2 protein-coding genes are annotated in these 1,844 nt (G+C 36.1%); one reads left to right on the top strand and one right to left on the bottom strand.

What is annotated here, in order from left to right; all coding sequences use genetic code 11:
* Positions 1 to 163: 163 nt before the first annotated feature.
* On the bottom strand, positions 164 to 595 hold the full coding sequence (locus BAZSYMA_RS08370) for a transposase (protein WP_090717872.1): 432 nt from the start codon (positions 593 to 595) through the stop codon (positions 164 to 166).
* A 426-nt stretch (positions 596 to 1,021) separates the two neighbouring features.
* On the opposite strand from BAZSYMA_RS08370, the gene hslO reads away from it, so the two are divergent.
* Positions 1,022 to 1,844 (top strand): Hsp33 family molecular chaperone HslO (gene hslO / locus BAZSYMA_RS08375; RefSeq protein WP_241502603.1); only part of this gene is annotated, 823 nt, incomplete at its 3' end.

The raw sequence follows: 1,844 nt of genomic DNA on the forward strand, positions 1-1,844 counted from the left end.
TCTGAATATTGGCACTATTGACTTTATCCATTTTGGCAGCAACAAGTATGCCATTACGGCAGCGCATACCAACCACAGGGGTTTTGGTTTTAGTGCTCCTACCTTGTGTACCTTTGGTTTTTTTATGTTGATGTTTGTTTTTTTCTTTACCACCTATATAGGTTTAGGTTTCGTCTATTTCAATTATTCCAGAAATAATGACATTATTGTTTTTGCAAGCTTTATGTATTCTATGCCCCATAAACCATGAGGATTTTTGGGTAATACCCAGTTCTTTTACAAGTTGGTAACTGGATATACCCTTGCGAGCAGTCACCACTAAATACATGCCATAAAGCCATTTTCTTAACGAGATTTTACTGGCATGCATGAGCGTGTTATTACGAACACTAAATTGGGTTTTACAACATTTACAACAGTATAAGCCAAGACGGGAGGGGTGATGATAAATCTGTTTGGGTGTTTGATTGGCACATGACGGACATTTGGGTTTGTTGTTCCAAAGTTTTTGTTCAAAATATAGGCGATCAGATTCTTCGGTTGGAAACCTTTCTAATAGTTCAAATGTGCTAATGGTGTTTGTGTATTGAGTCATTATTATTTCATGAGTGTTGTGAGTGTTGCCTATTTTATTGTATTTGTTGTGGTTTTGGTATTAATGTAAGTTAGTCCCAAAAATTATAATAACTTTAGAGCTAATTTTCACCCACTTGGCGATTTTTCCAGCGATACCCAGCAGTCCTCTAGGAGGGTAAACCCAATCTTAACCCTGCTAGGACAAGGTTTAAAGAAATCACCAATTGGGCAAAAATTGGCTTTTGTCAATCATCCCTATTTATGTAAAGGTCTCTAAAAGATATTAGATAAGGGTTGATTCAAAAAATAGCATTCACAAAAGATTTATTTCAAGATTTAATTATTCATTTAATTTTCTGGCAGCCGTTTTATTATGCGCAATAACCATCACAATCAACAACAATTTTCTTTTCAATAACTTTTTGCATAAACTAAAATCATACCTATGAATATACAAACGAGATTTTTATTTAAAGAACTTGACATTCGTGGACAATACCTATCGATGTCTGAGGCTTGGCAAGCAATGATTGAAAATCGCGGTTATTCTAGACAAGTTAGACAACTGTTTGGTGAACTTAGCGCGCTAGCAATTATGCTGACAAGCGGTATGAAGCACAAGGGAAAACTTACTTTGCAATTGCAAGGTGATGGTGTGGTGAGTTTGCTATTAGTGGAAGTAACGCATAATTTAAAAATCCGTGGCATGGTACGCTCAGATAGTGATATTACCGATGATGATACACTTGATGCGCTATTGGGTAAGGGGCAGATTGTTGTTACTTTATACAATGCACAAACTGATAGCAGTTTTCAGTCTTTAGCGCCAAGAAATGATAAGAGTTTATTGCAAACTTTCGAGGATTATTTTTCTCAATCTGAACAACTGGACTCCAAACTTTGGGTTAGTTCAAGTAAAGACACATTGTCAGCAATACTGATTCAAAAAATGCCAAAATCTAAGACTAAGGACTCAGAAGACTGGCGCCGTATCACTACTTTGGCGGACACTGTAACTGATAAAGAAATGTGTGAATTGGATATGGAGTCATTATTACACAGGCTATTTCACGAAGAAGTGCTTGAGATTTTTACCGGTAAAAGTATTTATTATGAATGCCAGCAAGAGCGTGAACGCTTTGAAAGTATTGTTCTTAACCTTGGTGAAGAAGAAGCCAGGAAATTATTAGAAGAGCGTGGTGAAATAGCCATTCATAACGAAATTTGTAACGAGCATTTGTTTTTTAACAAAGAAGATGTTGATAGAA

Source organism: Bathymodiolus azoricus thioautotrophic gill symbiont (assembly GCF_001298715.1).
Taxonomy (GTDB): Bacteria; Pseudomonadota; Gammaproteobacteria; order PS1; family Pseudothioglobaceae; genus Thiodubiliella.

What these genes read in the sequence shown, in the direction of transcription:
- BAZSYMA_RS08370 (WP_090717872.1), bottom strand. Translation starts at nt 595, where the DNA reads ATGACTCAATACACAAACACCATTAGCACATTTGAACTATTAGAAAGG.